18 protein-coding genes are annotated in these 14230 nt (G+C 69.7%); 14 read left to right on the top strand and 4 right to left on the bottom strand.

All coding sequences use genetic code 11. From position 1 onward, the window contains the following. Positions 1-266 precede the first annotated feature (266 nt). Complete coding sequence (locus ACT53U_RS18545) at positions 267-1679, top strand: sodium:proton antiporter (protein ID WP_476157321.1); 1413 nt, start codon at positions 267-269, stop codon at positions 1677-1679. Continuing rightward, a complete protein-coding gene (locus ACT53U_RS18540) occupies positions 1679-2170 on the top strand; it encodes an MmcB family DNA repair protein (RefSeq protein WP_476157319.1) in 492 nt (163 codons plus the stop codon). The genes ACT53U_RS18545 and ACT53U_RS18540 overlap by 1 nt, the downstream gene beginning before the upstream one ends. Positions 2171-2235: 65 nt before the next feature. Here ACT53U_RS18540 and ACT53U_RS18535 read toward each other — a convergent pair whose 3' ends face one another. Both ACT53U_RS18535 and ACT53U_RS18530 read right to left on the bottom strand, forming a co-directional pair. After that, positions 2236-2793, bottom strand: a complete 558-nt coding sequence (locus ACT53U_RS18535) for an ActR/PrrA/RegA family redox response regulator transcription factor (protein WP_476136021.1) — start codon at positions 2791-2793, stop codon at positions 2236-2238. A 190-nt stretch (positions 2794-2983) separates the two neighbouring features. Next, positions 2984-4378, bottom strand: coding sequence for an ActS/PrrB/RegB family redox-sensitive histidine kinase (locus ACT53U_RS18530; protein ID WP_476157317.1), 1395 nt, complete (start codon positions 4376-4378; stop codon positions 2984-2986). Positions 4379-4472: 94 nt separating this feature from the next. On the opposite strand from ACT53U_RS18530, the gene ACT53U_RS18525 reads away from it, so the two are divergent. From ACT53U_RS18525 to ACT53U_RS18470, 12 genes are all read left to right on the top strand, one after another. Continuing rightward, positions 4473-5273: an ABC transporter ATP-binding protein gene (locus ACT53U_RS18525; protein WP_476157316.1), complete on the top strand. Its 801-nt coding sequence runs from the start codon at positions 4473-4475 to the stop codon at positions 5271-5273. Beyond that, positions 5270-6079: an ABC transporter permease gene (locus ACT53U_RS18520; protein ID WP_476157315.1), complete on the top strand. Its 810-nt coding sequence runs from the start codon at positions 5270-5272 to the stop codon at positions 6077-6079. The genes ACT53U_RS18525 and ACT53U_RS18520 overlap by 4 nt, the downstream gene beginning before the upstream one ends. Before the next feature lie 158 nt (positions 6080-6237). Continuing rightward, complete coding sequence (locus ACT53U_RS18515; RefSeq protein WP_476157313.1) at positions 6238-7518, top strand: polyhydroxyalkanoate depolymerase; 1281 nt, start codon at positions 6238-6240, stop codon at positions 7516-7518. A 107-nt stretch (positions 7519-7625) separates the two neighbouring features. Next, on the top strand, positions 7626-8063 hold the full coding sequence (locus ACT53U_RS18510) for a DUF2852 domain-containing protein (protein WP_476157311.1): 438 nt from the start codon (positions 7626-7628) through the stop codon (positions 8061-8063). Between the two features lie 113 nt (positions 8064-8176). After that, on the top strand, positions 8177-8530 hold the full coding sequence (locus ACT53U_RS18505) for a DUF2852 domain-containing protein (protein WP_476157310.1): 354 nt from the start codon (positions 8177-8179) through the stop codon (positions 8528-8530). 17 nt (positions 8531-8547) lie between these two features. Further along, a complete protein-coding gene (locus ACT53U_RS18500; RefSeq protein ID WP_476157308.1) occupies positions 8548-9300 on the top strand; it encodes a M48 family metallopeptidase in 753 nt (250 codons plus the stop codon). A gap of 105 nt (positions 9301-9405) precedes the next feature. Then, on the top strand, positions 9406-9999 hold the full coding sequence (hisB, locus tag ACT53U_RS18495; protein WP_476157307.1) for an imidazoleglycerol-phosphate dehydratase HisB: 594 nt from the start codon (positions 9406-9408) through the stop codon (positions 9997-9999). Between the two features lies 1 nt (position 10000). Continuing rightward, a complete protein-coding gene (locus ACT53U_RS18490; RefSeq protein ID WP_476157305.1) occupies positions 10001-10510 on the top strand; it encodes a DUF2628 domain-containing protein in 510 nt (169 codons plus the stop codon). Next, positions 10507-11157: an imidazole glycerol phosphate synthase subunit HisH gene (gene hisH, locus ACT53U_RS18485; RefSeq protein WP_476157304.1), complete on the top strand. Its 651-nt coding sequence runs from the start codon at positions 10507-10509 to the stop codon at positions 11155-11157. The genes ACT53U_RS18490 and hisH overlap by 4 nt, the downstream gene beginning before the upstream one ends. Positions 11158-11237: 80 nt before the next feature. Continuing rightward, positions 11238-11975 carry a 1-(5-phosphoribosyl)-5-[(5-phosphoribosylamino)methylideneamino]imidazole-4-carboxamide isomerase gene (hisA, locus tag ACT53U_RS18480; protein ID WP_476157303.1) on the top strand — a complete coding sequence of 246 codons (738 nt, stop codon included), beginning with the start codon at positions 11238-11240 and terminating at the stop codon, positions 11973-11975. A gap of 140 nt (positions 11976-12115) precedes the next feature. Continuing rightward, a complete protein-coding gene (locus tag ACT53U_RS18475) occupies positions 12116-12550 on the top strand; it encodes an Hsp20 family protein (RefSeq protein WP_476134360.1) in 435 nt (144 codons plus the stop codon). A 75-nt stretch (positions 12551-12625) separates the two neighbouring features. Next, positions 12626-12880 (top strand): BQ00720 family protein, encoded by a 255-nt coding sequence (locus ACT53U_RS18470; protein ID WP_476157302.1) that lies wholly within the window; start codon positions 12626-12628, stop codon positions 12878-12880. A gap of 19 nt (positions 12881-12899) precedes the next feature. Here ACT53U_RS18470 and ACT53U_RS18465 read toward each other — a convergent pair whose 3' ends face one another. Both ACT53U_RS18465 and hpf read right to left on the bottom strand, forming a co-directional pair. Then, the gene (locus ACT53U_RS18465) at positions 12900-13364 is read right to left on the bottom strand and encodes a PTS sugar transporter subunit IIA (RefSeq protein WP_476157300.1); all 465 of its coding nucleotides are present in this window, start codon (positions 13362-13364) and stop codon (positions 12900-12902) included. Between the two features lie 135 nt (positions 13365-13499). After that, a complete protein-coding gene (hpf, locus tag ACT53U_RS18460) occupies positions 13500-14075 on the bottom strand; it encodes a ribosome hibernation-promoting factor, HPF/YfiA family (RefSeq protein ID WP_476157299.1) in 576 nt (191 codons plus the stop codon). Positions 14076-14230: the final 155 nt, after the last annotated feature.

Genomic DNA, 14230 nt, shown 5'->3' with positions numbered 1-14230 from the left:
TCCGCGGGTGCGGGGCCGGACGTGCCGGGACGCCGACGCTCCCGGCGATGTCTCGTTCCACTCGCGGGCGGCGAGGCCGAAGGCGGGGTGCAAGGCCCGGTTCGGTAGGCAGGATTCGCGGAGCAGATGCGTGGCCGACGGGGGCGTTCCCCACCGTCACGCCGTGACGGATCCGGTTGGCATTCCCGTCGGACCCGTTAATCTGGCGCGCAAGAAGCAGGGGGGAATGCATGGTTCGGTTCGCGCGGAACGCCATCTCGTCAGTGATGGCCATCGGTCTCGTGTCGCTCGCGGTCGACCCGGCCAGGGCGGCCGAGGCGCACGGCATCGACGGAGCGGCCCTTTCCGTCTGGTGGGCGATCCCCTTCGCCGGCATCCTGTTGTCGATCGCCGTCCTGCCGCTGGCGGCGCCGCACTTCTGGCATCACCACTTCGGCAAGGTCGCCGCCGCCTGGGGGCTCGCCTTCGCGGTGCCCTTCGCCATCGGCCACGGGGCGGCGTTGACCGGCGGCGAAGTCCTGCACGTCGCGCTCGCCGAATACTTGCCCTTCGTGATCCTGCTGTGGTCGCTCTTCACCATCTCGGGCGGCATCCTGGTGACCGGCAACCTCCACGGCCACCCGCGGCTCAACACCTCGATCCTCGCCGGCGGCACTCTGCTCGCCTCGCTGATCGGCACCACCGGCGCCTCGATGGTCCTCATTCGGCCGCTGCTCAGAGCCAACGACGAACGCCGTCACAACGTCCACGTCGTGATCTTCTTCATCTTCCTCGTCTCCAACATCGGCGGTTCGCTGACGCCGCTCGGCGATCCGCCGCTGTTCCTCGGCTATCTGAAGGGCGTCAGCTTCTTCTGGACGACGCAACACATGCTGGAGGAGACGCTGTTCTGTGCAGCCGTCCTGCTCGCGGTCTTCTTCGTCCTCGACCAGCGCCTCTACCACGTCGACGAGGCCTTCAAGGCGCGCTTCGATCCGACCCCGGAGACCGCCCACATCGGTCTGGTCGGCCTGCCCAACATCGCGCTCCTCGGCGTGGTGGTCGCCGGTGTGCTGCTGTCGGGATCGTGGAAGCCGGGTATCGTCTTCCACGTCGGCGGCGTCGCCGTCGAGCTGCAGAACCTCGCCCGCGATCTGATCCTGGTCGCCGCCGGTCTCGTCAGCCTGGCGATCACGCCCAAGGCGGTGCGGGCCGCCAACGAATTCTCCTGGGGGCCGATCCTCGAGGTCGCCAAGCTCTTCGCCGGCATCTTCGTGACGATCATCCCCGTCATCGCCATGCTCAAGGCGGCGGAGAAGGGCGCCTTCGCGCCGCTGGTCGCCCTGGTCACCCAGGCCGACGGCACGCCGAACAACGCCATGTATTTCTGGATGACCGGCATCCTGTCGTCGTTCCTCGACAATGCGCCGACCTATCTGGTGTTCTTCAACCTCGCCGGCGGCGACCCGCAGCACCTGATGAACGACATCCCCTGGACGCTGCTCGCCATCTCCTGCGGCGCCGTCTTCATGGGGGCGAACTCCTACATCGGCAACGCGCCCAACTTCATGGTCAAGGCGATCGCCGAGGAGAGCCGCGTGAAGATGCCGTCGTTCTTCGGCTATCTCCTGTGGTCGGGCGGCATCCTCCTGCCGCTCTTCGGCCTCGTCACCGTGGTGTTCTTTCCCTGGTGGAAATGATGGACGGCCCGCTCGATCCGGAAGGTGATCTGCCCGCCCCCTCCCGTCCGGAGGAGACGCTCCTGGTCACCCGCGGGGCCCGGCGCCATCTCGTCCGCCTCGGCTTCGCGGTGGTCGAGGAACTGCCGCTCGCTTCCGGTCGGCGCGCCGATCTGATGGGGCTCTCGGCCTCCGGCGAGATCTGGATCGTCGAGGTCAAGTCGTCGGTCGAGGACTTCCGGGTCGATCGCAAGTGGCCGTTCTACCGGGCGCACTGCGACCGGCTGTTCTTCGCCACCAGCCCGCGCGTGCCGCTCGACATCTTCCCCGAGGACTGCGGCCTGATGCTGGCGGATGCCCACGGTGCCGACATCCTGCGCGAGGCGCCGGAACATCGCCTCGCCGCCGCCACCCGCAAGGCGACGACGCTGCGCTTCGCGCGCGCCGCCGCGGCTCGGCTCTTCGGCTTCCTCGAGCCGGGACTGCTCGGCAACGTCGAGATCGAGATCTGAGCACGACGAAAAACACGCCGCACCCGGGTGGGGCGTGATCGGTCGATCGGCCCGACGTCTGCGCCTCAGCGCGGCGCGCGCTTGGCGAGGATGCGCTGCAGTGTGCGGCGATGCATGTTGAGCCGACGCGCCGTCTCCGACACGTTGCGCTCGCACAGCTCGTAGACCCGCTGGATGTGCTCCCAGCGCACCCGGTCGGCCGACATCGGGTTCTCCGGCGGTTCTGCCCGCTCGTCGGTCGAACGCAGCAGAGCCCGCATCACCTCGTCGGCATCGGCCGGCTTGGAGAGATAGTCGGTCGCCCCGAGCTTCACCGCCGACACCGCCGTGGCGATGTTGCCGTAACCGGTCAGCACGACGATGCGCGCCTCCGGCCGCTTCTCGCGCAGGTGCTCGACGACGTCGAGCCCGTTGCCGTCGGCCAGTCGCATGTCGACCACCGCGAAGGCGGGCGAGCGGGCGTCGACCCGGGCACGTCCTTCGGCCACCGTCGAAGCCGTCTCCACCTCGAAACCACGCAGTTCCATCGCGCGAGCCAGGCGCTGCAGAAAGGCCTTGTCGTCGTCGACGATGAGCAGGCTCTTCTCCGCATCGGCCGCGAGGGCCTGCGACACGTCCGTCATGATCGTCACCGTTGTTCTCTTTGCGGGCACCCCGACACCCGATTGGGCGGCGAGTTTATGAGTGGAATTCCAATTCCACAATACGTTGGCACACCGATGCGCGGCGGATACGCGATTGACGGATCAACGAAATCCTGACGCGGTAAATACCGGAACACACGTCTGGCGCGCAGATCGCCGCACCTCGATCTCATTCGCGCCGGCGTGGCGATTCGTCCTCGTGAGCAGGGAAGTTCGACGACCCGAGACCCTCCTCGGCGAGCGGCCAGAGCGCGCGCGGCCACTGGATGTGGATTTCCGCGCCGTGGGCGGGAAAGCGCTTGTTCTCGAAGGTCACCCGCGCGCCCGAACGCATCAGGAAGGTCTGGGCGATGAAGAAGCCGAGACCGAGCCCGCCGCCGGTCTCGCCGTCGGCACGGCCGCCCGCGTCGGGTTCTTCGTCGAGCGCCTGCTCGCGTGTCGTCACCCAGGGCTCGCCGAGACGCTCCAGCACCCCCGGCGAGAAGCCCGGCCCGTCGTCGGAGACGATGACGGTCACCTCGCGCTCGTCCCAGGCGAGGGCGACGACGACGCTGGACTCGGCGAAGTCGACGGCGTTCTCGACGATGTTGCCGAGGCCGTAGAGAATCGCCGGGCTGCGCCGGGCGATCGGCTCCGGTCCCTGGCCGCGTTCGATCACCTCGAGCTCGGTGCCGAGGCCGCGGAACGGTTCGAGCACCTCGTCGACCACCTCGCCGAGCGACTGGCGGGCGAAGAAGGCGTCGGGGTCCTCGCCCATCGACGACAGTTTGCGCAGGATCTCGCGGCAACGTTCCGCCTGGCTCCGGAGCAGCGCCACGTCCTCGGCGAGCGGCGAGCCCGGCGGCAGTTCGCGCTCCATCTCGCGGACGACGACGGTGATGGTGCCGAGCGGCGTGCCGAGTTCGTGGGCGGCGGCGGCGGCGAGCCCGTCGAGCGCGACGAGATGGCTCTCGCGCTGGAGGGTGAGTTCGGTCGCCTTGATCGCCTCCGCGAGACGGCGGCTCTCGTCGGCGACGCGGAAGGCGTAGAGCGCCGAGAAGGAGAGGGTGAGGATCAGCGCCAGCCACTGGCCGAGCACGTAGAGCACCGGCAGCTCCGGCGGCGCGTCGCCGCCGCCCCACGGCAGCGGCGCGTGCCAGGCCGCGAGCACGGTGGTGGCGACCGCGACGAAGACCCCGAGCAACGCCGTCGAGCGCGGCGGCAGCGACGCCGACGACACCAGCACCGGCGCCAGCAGCAGACAGGCGAAGGGATTTTCCAGCCCGCCGGTCAGCCACAGGAGGCCGGTCAGCTGCAGCGCGTCCCAGCCGAGCAGCAGCGTCGCGTGGATGCCGTCGAGCCGGTAGATCGACGAGAAATGCGAGCGGAGCGTCAGGTTGAGCCCGACCGAGGCGGCGACGAAGGCGAGGCAGGCGACGATCGGCAGATGGAAGCCGAGCCCGAAGCGCACGAAGAGGATCGCCACGGTCTGGCCCGCCACCGCCAGCCAGCGCAGCCTGACCAGCGTATCGAGCCTGAGCGAGCGCACCGAACTGTCGCCGAAATCGGCCAGTACCCCCAACATTCCCGTCTTCTCCGACAAGGCGTCTTACGCACGCCGTCGTCAGCCTATACGATCGTACGGCAGGCAGAGAAGCGTACCAAGGATCGAATTCGCGTTGTCCGAACCCGCCGCCCCCTCTTCCGTCCCGCTCGCGCTCGAGGTCGTCGACCTCGTCAAGACCTTCGGCCCCGTCCGCGCGGTCGACGGCATCTCCTTTCGCCTGCCCGCCGGGCGCACGCTCGGCCTGCTCGGCGGCAACGGCGCCGGCAAGACGACGACCATCGGCATGATCATGGGTCTGGTGCGCCCCGACGGCGGCACCATCCGCGTGCTGGGGTCCGAACTCGCCGAGGATCGCTCGGGGCTGCTGGCGCGGATGAACTTCGAGAGCCCCTACGTCGACATGCCCCACCGGCTGACCGTCCGGCAGAATCTGAAGGTCTTCGCCCGGCTCTACGGCGTCGCCGATGCCGAGGGCCGCATCGCCGAACTCGCCGAGGCCTTCGCCCTCGATCCCTTCCTCGACCGTCGCGCCGGCGCGCTCTCGGCCGGGCAGAAGACCCGCGTCGCGCTGGCCAAGGCGCTGCTCAACCGGCCGAGCCTGCTGCTCCTCGACGAGCCGACCGCCTCGCTCGATCCCGACACCGCCGACTGGGTGCGCTCGCGCCTCGAGGCCTTCCGCGCCGAGACCGGCGCCTCGCTGCTGCTGGCCTCGCACAACATGGACGAGGTCGAACGGCTCTGCGACGACGTCGTCATCCTCTCCGCCGGCAAGGTGGCGGCGCGCGGCACGCCGGCCGAACTGATGCAGCGCTTCGGTCGCGACCGGCTGGAGGAGGTCTTCCTCGACGTCGCCCGCGGCCGCGGCACGGCCGAGGAACGCGCCCGCGCCGGCATCGTGGAGGAGACGCCATGAGCGCCGCTTCGGGTTTCTCGTTCTCCCGCGTCGGCGCGCTGGTACTGCGCTCGTGGTACCTCATCTCCAACTCCTGGCCGCGCACGGTGGAGCTGATCTACTGGCCGACGGTGCAGATGCTGACCTGGGGCTTCGTCCAGTCCTACGTCACGTCGAAGTCACCCTATTTCGCCGGCGCCGGCGGCCTCTTCGTCGCGGCCCTGCTGCTGTGGGACGTGCTGCTCCGCTCGCAACAGGGCTTCGCCTTCGCCTTTCTCGAGGAAATGTGGTCGCGCAACCTCGGCAACCTGCTGATGAGCCCGCTCAAGACCTCGGAATTCGTCGCCGCCCTGATGGTCGTGTCGATGATCCGGCTGGCGATCGGCATGATCCCGGTGACGCTGATCGCCATCCCCTTCTTCGGCTTCAACATCTGGGGCCTCGGTCTGGCGCTGGTCGGCTTCTTCGCCAATCTGGTGGCGACCGGATGGGCGCTCGCCTTCGTCATCGTCGGCATCCTGCTGCGCCACGGGCTGGGCGCGGAGGCGCTGTCGTGGTCGCTGATGTTCGTGCTGATGCCGATCACCTGCGTCTACTACCCCGTCGCCACCCTGCCGGTCTGGCTGCAGCCGGTCGCCTGGGCGCTGCCGCCGACCCATGTCTTCGAGGGCCTGCGCGCCGTCCTCGTCGACCACACCTTCCGCAGTGACCTGCTCGCCTCGGCGGTGGGGCTGAACCTCCTGTGGCTCGCCGCCGGCATCGTCGCCTTCTCGCGCCTCCTCGACAGCGCGCGCCGGGCCGGATCGCTCGTCCAGCAGGGCGAATGACGCGATCGTCGCCGGGTGACGTTGGGGTAGGTACCGCTAAGACCAATTGCCGACCGCGCCGGCCTTGGTGCGCGCGGTTCTCGGCCGCATAGTGATCGACCGAAATATACCAGAGGCCGACGGACCCCGATCGGCCCGCAGGGACGGAAACCGGACACATGTTCTACCAGCTCTACGAGTTGAACCACGCCGCGCTCCGCCCGATGCGCGTCGCGGCCGAAGTCGGCCGCTGGGCCTTCCGCAGCCCCTTCAATCCGCTCGCCGGCACCGCGCTCGGCCGCTCGCTCGCCGCCGGCTTCGAGGTCTTCGAACGCTCGACCCGGCGCTACGGCAAGCCGTCCTTCGATCTGCCGACGACGGTGGTCGACGGGGCGGAGGTGCCGGTGACGGAAGAGTTCGTCTGGTCGAAGCCCTTCTGCAACCTGCTGCATTTCCGCCGCGAGCTGCCTGAGGGCCGCGCCGCCGATCCCAAGGTGCTGATCGTCGCGCCGATGTCGGGCCACTACGCGACGCTTCTGCGCGGCACCGTCGAGGCGATGCTGCCGGCGCACGAGGTCTACATCACCGACTGGATCGACGCCCGCATGGTGCCGCTCGCCGCCGGTAGCTTCGATCTCGACGACTACATCGACTACGTGATCGAGATGGTCCACCACCTCGGCGCCGGGGTGAACATCGTCGCCGTCTGCCAGCCCTCGGTGCCGGTGCTCGCCGCCGTGTCGCTGATGGAGGAGGACGGCGATCCCTTGTCGCCGGCCGCGATGATCCTGATGGGCGGGCCGATCGACACCCGCATCTCGCCGACCGCGGTCAACAAGGTCGCCCACGACAAGGGCCTCGGCTGGTTCGAGCGCAACGTCATCATGCGGGTGCCCTTCCCCCATGCCGGCGCCTTCCGCGAGGTCTATCCGGGCTTCCTGCAGCTCGGCGGCTTCATGTCGATGAACCTCGACCGCCACGTCTCCGCCCACAAGGAATTCTTCCAGCACCTCGTCGAGGGCGATGGCGAGTCGGCCGAGAAGCACCGCGACTTCTACGACGAGTACATGGCGGTGATGGACCTCACCAAGGAGTTCTATCTCCAGACCATCCGCACCGTCTTCCTCGACCACGACCTGCCCGAGGGCCGGATGATGCATCGCGGCCGGCCGGTCCGCCCGTCGGCGATCCGCAACACGGCGCTGCTGACGGTCGAGGGCGAGCTCGACGACATCACCGGCATGGGCCAGACCCAGGCGGCGCACACGCTGTGCTCCAACCTCTCGCCCGACAGGCAGATGGACTACGTCCAGCCCGGCGTCGGCCACTACGGCGTCTTCAACGGCTCGAAGTTCCGCGCCAACATCCAGCCGCGCATGGCCGACTTCATCCGTCGCCACGCCCGCGGCGCGGTCGGTGCGGCGCCCGCCAAGCCGGCGCGGGGCACCAAGAAGAGCTGACCGTCCGGCGCTTGAAACGCCGGGGCCGAGGGGCCATCTCCCGACCATGACCCGATCGCGCGTGCCCCTCTCGGCGGCGCGGGACCCGGGTCGTTCGGAGGGATGGAATGAACTTCGGCACGACCTCGACCACCGGCTTCACGCCCCCGACGATCGCCGCCATGGTGATCGGCTTCCTGATCGCCTGGCCGCTCGGCCTCGTGGTCCTCGCCTACGCCCTGTGGGGCGAACGCTTCGGCTGGCGCGCCCGCGTCGAGAGCTTCCTGTCGGGCCTGCGCGACGGGCTCGCCCGCGCCGGCGTCAAATTCGACCCGCAGGCCTTCTCGCGCTTCACCGGCTTTGCTTCTTATGCCCAGTCCGGCGATCCTGCCTTCGAGGCCTATCGCACTTCGGCGCTCGATCGTGCCGACGCCGAGATCCGCCGCCTCGAGGCCGAGCGCCGCGCCCATGCCGTCTGGCTGTCGCGCCTGCGCACCGCCCCCGACCGCGCCGCCTTCGACGCCGTGCTGGCCGAGAAGCCGGTCCGTTCGCCCGCCGAGGGCTGACGCCCCCGAACGAGGGGCGGCCCTTGCATGTCGCGCACGATCGGGCAATCTCGCCCGATCGACCACCGACCGCGATGCCCGCCGGCATCGATTCGACCGACCGGGAGGGACGCATGGCCGATCGCATCTCCGTCTCCGGCCTCACGGATCGCCTGCGCGCCGCCGGCGTCGACCTGCGCCCGCTGGTCGTCGTGCTGACGATCGCCGGCTTCGCCTTCGCCTGGCCCTTCGGCGTGGCGATGGCGGTCTTCGCCCTCTTCGGCACGCGGCTCGGCTGGCGGGTCCGGGCCGATGCCTTCTTCGAGGGGCTCTCGAACGGCCTCGGCAAGGGCGGCGCCTGCTGTTGCGGGCCGGCCGCCTGGTACTACGACACCCGCCACGACGCCTCCTGCGCCGCGCCGAATTCCGATCGCGGGGCCGATCGCGCCGCCCGCCCCGGTGGCGGTGCCGACGCGCCGGCCGCCTGACGCGGAGAGCGCTCCCCTTGTTCTTCGCGCCGCGCCGCCGCCTGCCCGCTCTGCCCGACAGCCTGACGGTGTCGCTCACCGATCGCGCCGTGACGGTCGACCTGCGCGCCTCGGCGCGGGCGACGCGCTTCACCCTGCGGCTCGGCGTCGGCGCGCCGGTGATGACGGTGCCGGAGGGCACGCGGCTTCCCGATGCCGAGGCGTTTCTGGATCGCCATCGCGGCTGGCTCGCCGAACGCCTGGCGCGGCGGCCCGACCGGGTCGCCTTCGCTCCCGGCGTGCTGCTGCCCTTCCGCGGCGAGATGCACCGCGTCGACCATCGCGCCGAGGCGCGCGGCACGGTCTGGCGCGAGGCGGAGACGGAGGGCGAGCCCCGCCTCGTCGTCGCCGGCGGTGCCGAGCATCTGCCCCGCCGCCTGCGCGACTTCCTCGTGCGTACCGCCAAGGCGGACCTCACCCCGGCGGTCGCGACCCATGCGGCGCGGCTGTCGATCGAGATCCGCAACCCGCGCATCCGCATCAAGGACACCCGCTCGCGCTGGGGCTCCTGCACGGCGGCCGGCGAACTGTCCTTCTCCTGGCGGGTGGTGATGGCGCCGCCCTTCGTGCTCGACTATCTCGCCGCCCACGAGGTGGCGCATCTGCGCGAGATGAACCATTCCCGCCGTTTCTGGCGGCTGGTGCGCGACACCTGCCCCGAGATGGACGCCGGCCGCCGCTGGCTGAAGCTGCACGGCGCCGGTCTCCACGGCTACGGCCCGGAAGCCTGAGACGCAGGCGGGCGCGATCGTCCACCATTTTCCGGCTTGGGCTTGGACCTCGGCCGTTTCGCCTGCTAAAAGGCGGGCACCGACAAGCCAGCCGAGGGCATCCCCATGCGCACCGCCTCCGTCGAGCGCAAGACGAAGGAAACCGACGTCTCCGTGACCGTGAACCTCGATGGTTCCGGCACCTACGACGTCTCCACCGGCGTCGGCTTCTTCGACCACATGCTGGAGCAGCTCTCGCGCCACTCGCTGATCGACCTGACGATCCGCGCCTCGGGCGATCTCCACATCGACGCGCACCACACGGTGGAGGACGTCGGCATCACGCTCGGCCTCGCCATCCGCAAGGCGCTCGGCGACCTCAAGGGCATCCGCCGCTATGCCGACGTCCATCTGCCGATGGACGAGACGCTGACGCGCGCCGCGATCGACGTCTCCGGCCGACCGTTCCTGGTGTTCCGAATTCCCTTCTCGCGCGACAAGATCGGCGACTTCGACACCGAACTCTTCGAGGAGTTCTTCCGCGCGCTCGCCTTCAACGCCGGGCTGACGCTGCACGTCGAGACGCTCTATGGCGTCAACAACCATCACATGATCGAAAGCGCCTTCAAGGCCACGGCCCGCGCCTTCGAGGCGGCCTTCGCCGTCGATCCGCGCCGCGCCGGCACCATCCCCTCGACCAAGGGTTCGCTGGGAGACTGACATGACCACCTTCACGGTGCATGCGCCGACGGGCGACGCGGAAGCGGACGCTCGCGCCGATCGTCTGGTCCTGCTGCCGGAGAAGGCGTCCTTCGCCGCCTTCTTCGTGCCCTTCCTGTGGGCGCCGTGGAAGCGGCTGTGGTGGGTCTTCGCCGGCTGGATCGTGATGACGATCGCCATCGAGGCGGTCGGCGGCTTCGTCTCCGCTTCGCTCGCCGGGATCGTCTCGGCCGGCTTCGCCGTCTGGTTCGCGCTCGCCGCCAACGACCTCGCCCGCTGGACCTGGGAGCGTCGCGGCGCCCGTCTCGTCGGCGTCGTCGAGGCCCGCGACGCCGAGGAGGCGCTCGTCCGTTTCGTCGCCCGTCTCGCCGATCCGCGCCGCCCGCGCTTCGGCGACGTGGTCGAGCCGGCCGCCGCCGCGGCGCCCGCGTCCTCGACCACCCGTCCCATCATGACGCCCGATCTGCCGGCCGTGGTCGGCTGGGGCGTGCTCCGGAGAGAAGCGAAATGACCGTCGCGCTCATCGACTACGGCGCCGGCAACCTGCGCTCCGCCGAAAAGGGCCTCGAACGGGTCGCCGCCGAAGTGGGCCGCGGCCAGACCGTCGTGCTGACCCGCGATCCCGACGTCGTGGCACGCGCCGACCGCGTCGTGCTCCCCGGCGACGGCGCCTTCCCCTTCTGCCGCCGCGGCGTCGCCGCGATCGACGGCATGGAGGAAGCACTCACCGAATTCGTCGAGGTCAGGGGCCGTCCCTTCCTCGGCATCTGCGTCGGCATGCAGTTGCTGGCCACCCGCGGCCTCGAACACGAGACGACCGACGGCTTCGGCTGGATCGGCGGCGAGGTGCGGGCGATCGAGCCCGGCGCGGCCCACCTCAAGGTGCCGCACATGGGCTGGAACACCATGGATCTCGTCAATCCGCACCCAGTGCTCGACGGCATCCGGCTCGGTGCCGACGGGCTCCACGCCTATTTCCTGCACTCCTTCGCCTTCCACGTCGCCGATCGCGCCGATCTGGTGGCGACCGCCGACTACGGCGGCCCGGTCACTGCGATCGTGGCGAAGGGCAACGTGGTGGGCACCCAGTTCCATCCCGAGAAGAGCCAGACGCTCGGTCTCGCGCTTCTCGCCAACTTCCTGAAGTGGGCGCCCTGAGGCGCCCTTTCTCCCTGTCGGGCGCCTCGCGGCGCATTCCCGAATTTGGCGCCTCGCGGCGCCGGGTCTCCGAGGTACAGATGATTCTCTTCCCCGCCATCGACCTGAAGGACGGTCAGTGCGTTCGCCTGAAGCTCGGCGAGATGGATCAGGCGACGGTCTACAACGACGATCCGGCCGCCCAGGCGACCGCCTTCGCCGACCTCGGCTTCCCCTGGCTCCACGTCGTCGATCTCAACGGCGCCTTCGCCGGCCGCTCGGTCAACGGCGCGGCGGTCGAGGCGATCCTCGCCGCGGTCTCCGGCCGCATGAAGGTGCAGCTCGGCGGCGGCATCCGCGATCTCGCCGCGATCGAGGGCTGGCTCGAGAAGGGTCTCTCCCGCGTCATCCTCGGCACCGTGGCGGTGCGTGATCCGGCCCTCGTCAAGGAGGCCTGCCGCCTCTTCCCCGGCCGCGTCGTCGTCGGCATCGACGCCAAGGGCGGCCGCGTCGCGGTCGAGGGCTGGGCCGAGGGCTCGGAACTGACCGCGATCGATCTGGCGAAGAAGTTCGAAGACGCCGGCGTCGCCGCGATCGTCTACACCGACATCGACCGCGACGGCATCCTCAAGGGCCTCAACATGCCCTCGACGCTGGAACTCGCCCGTGCGGTGTCGATCCCCGTCATCGCCTCCGGCGGTCTCGCCTCGATCGACGACGTCCGTGCGATGCTGGCGCCGGAGGCCCGCGTCCTGGAAGGCGCCATCACCGGTCGCGCCCTCTACGACGGTCGCCTCGACCCGAAAGAGGCGCTGGCGCTGATCGCCGCGGCGGGCTGAAGGCCGCCTCGGCCCCCCGACTTGAACGCCCTTCGCCCACCCCCCATATTGGTCGGGACGGGCTCGGTCCGTCGCCGCGGGTCGCCTCTCCTGACAGGGGCCCGCGGGTGGTCGATGGGTCGCTCGAGAAGGGCCTGAACATGTCGCGTTTTCCGGGCTTCTCCAGCCCCTTCCTCCTCGGCTTCGACGAGATCGAGCGCGTGCTCGACCGCGTCTCCAAAGCCACCAACGACGGCTATCCGCCCTACAACATCGAGCGCCTCGAACCGGCGCGCGACGGCGGTCGCGAAGTCCTGCGCATCACGCTCGCCGTCGCCGGCTTCACCCGCGACCAGCTCGACGTGACGATCGAGGACAGCCAGCTCGTCATCCGCGGCCGCCAGACCGACGACGACCGCAATCGCCAATACCTCCATCGCGGCATCGCCGCGCGTCAGTTCCAGCGCGTCTTCGTGCTGGCCGACGGCATCGAGGTGGCGGGTGCCGAGCTCAAGGACGGCCTGCTGGCGATCGATCTCGCCCGCCCGGAGCCCGAACGGGTGATCCGTCGGATCGACATCGCCGCCAGCGAGTGAGACGGCGAAAGCCGAGAGCCTTTCACGAAGGAACGATCGAGGACGGGTGCCGACGTGCCCGTCGAGGAGGACGTCATGACCCGTTCAAACCCCTTCACCATCGCCCCCGAGGCGCTCGCCCATCTCGGCGAGGGCGTCGTCGCCTATGTCCGCGAGATGTCGTCCGAAGACCTCGCGCGCGCCTTCCCCGGCGGTCCCGAACTGCCGCCCGGCCTGAAGCTCTGGGCGCTGATCGGCGCCGGCGGCCAGCCGATCATGGTCGCCGACGACCTGCGTCTCGCGCTCGAATCGGCCTTCGAGAACGATCTCGTTCCGGTGTCGCTGCACTGAGGAGAGAAGCGGCGGCCGCTCAGGCCGCCGACGGCTCGACCGAATGGGCGAGCAGTGCGTAGAGCGCGTTCGGATCGCGGCTGCCGCGCAGTTTGGCGGCAAAGGGCGCGTCGCGCATGGCGCGGGCGACCCGCGCCAGCGCCTTCAGATGATCGGCGCCCGCCCGAGTCGGCGAGAACAGCGTGACCACCAGATCGACCGGCTGACCGTCGGTCGCCTCGAAGTCGATCGGCCGCTCCAGCCGGGCGAAGACGCCGATGGTGTGATCGATCTCGTCGAGCATGGCATGCGGAATGGCGACGCCGTGGCCGACGCCGGTCGAGCCCAGGCGTTCGCGCTGCACCAGGCGTTCGAACACGTCGCGTTCGTCGAGCCCGGTGATCCGGGCCGCCCGTGCCGCAAGCTCCTGGAGAACCTGCTTCTTGTTGGCCGGGCGCAAGGCCGGCATGACGGCGTCGAAGCCGATCAGATCGCCGAGGTCCATCGTCGGGTCGTCCCGATTCCCACGAGGTCGCGCTCCCGCGGACCTCCCCCATGGAATTGCGCCGAAGGTGGTGCAAACCGCCCCTCGGCGCAACCGGTGTTCAATACGGAGGCGCCCGCCTCCGTCTGCGCGCGATCAGGCGTCGGCGGCGAGGGACGGATCGACCCAGCCGATGTTGCCGTCGTCGCGACGATAGACCACGTTCAGCCCACCGTTGGTGGTGTTGCGGAACATGACGAAGGGGGCGCCGGTGAGGTCCAGTTCCTGGACCGCGTCGCCGACCGACAGGGTCTTCAACGGCCGGGTGCTCTCCGCGATCACCGCGGGGTGGAAGTCGACCGGAACCTCCTCGTCCTCGGCCGGAGCCTCGAGGACGCGATAGGCGGTCTCCACCTCGTGCGCGCGACCAGCGGCATTGTTGTGGTCGCGCAGGCGGCGCTTGTAGCGACGGAGCTGCTTTTCGATGCGGTCGATCGCCTGATCGACGCTGAGATAGGGATCCTGCGCCGCTCCCACCGCCTGAACGGTGATGCCGGTGCCCAGATGGAGCGCGCACTCGGTACGGAAGCCGATGCCTTCCTTTTCCACGGTGGCGTGGCCCTTGAAGGTGCCGTTGAAGTACTTGGCGAGAGCCTCGCCGACGCGCGTTTCCGCGTGGCCGCGCAGCGATTCGCCGATGTCGACGTTCTTGCCGGAAACCCTGAGGGTCATGGAGTTCGACCTCCCGGTCGGGCCACGTCCCCCGAAGGCGGCGCGGCCGTGTTGTGCTTCTTGCCTCCGACGGATGTGGGGACCGGATGACCGGGCCGCAACCCCCGTCGGGGACGCTCGTCGATCCCTCGGGCGGCGCTCCGGGCGAGGCGCCG

Source organism: Pinisolibacter sp. DMC19 (genome assembly GCF_056313985.1).
The sequence above is the reverse complement of the archived record's forward strand: the minus strand, read 5'-3'. Positions and strand labels throughout refer to the sequence as shown.